The organism is Pseudomonas sp. EA_5y_Pfl2_R50 (assembly GCF_963970475.1).
In the GTDB taxonomy this organism is placed as follows: Bacteria; Pseudomonadota; Gammaproteobacteria; order Pseudomonadales; family Pseudomonadaceae; genus Aquipseudomonas.
Genome location: NZ_CAXAPT010000145.1, coordinates 1 through 475, shown reverse-complemented (window position 1 = coordinate 475; position 475 = coordinate 1). Strand labels below are relative to the sequence as shown.

Sequence of the window (475 nt, the reverse complement as noted above, 5' to 3'; positions counted from 1 at the left end):
GGATTGAAAGCCTCCGTCCGCGTCGCCGCGACCGCAGTACGCTCGGCGCGACGCACCATCGCACGGGCGATGTGGAGTGCCGCTGCCCCGGCTGTTCCGCCCGGCAGGATGAAACTGGTCAAGGGTGCCAGACCAGCGTTCATCCGGTCGATCTCCGCCTCAAGCCGTTCGACTTGCGCCGTCACCACCCGCAGCGTCCTTTCAGACGGTGCGAAGTCGTCGCCGTCGCTCTCGGCTTTCGGTGTCGCGAGATCGGCACCGAGATCGAACAAATCGTTCTGGATACGCTCGAGCCATGCCGACAATTCGGCGGCGGGCAACCCCTCTTGCGCCAGCGCGGCGATCGCCGCGCCAATCGCGCTATTGGCTTCGTCGACATCGCCCATCGCCGCCAGCCGCGCGGCGTCCTTGGCAATGCGCGATCCGTCGACCAGCCCGGTCGTGCCGTCATCGCCGGTACGCGTGTAGATGCGGT

At 66.9% G+C, this 475-nt stretch carries 1 protein-coding gene; it reads right to left on the bottom strand.

The features are described from left to right. Nucleotides 1-475 (bottom strand): cob(I)yrinic acid a,c-diamide adenosyltransferase (locus AACY19_RS27155; RefSeq protein ID WP_339454583.1); only part of this gene is annotated, 475 nt, incomplete at both ends.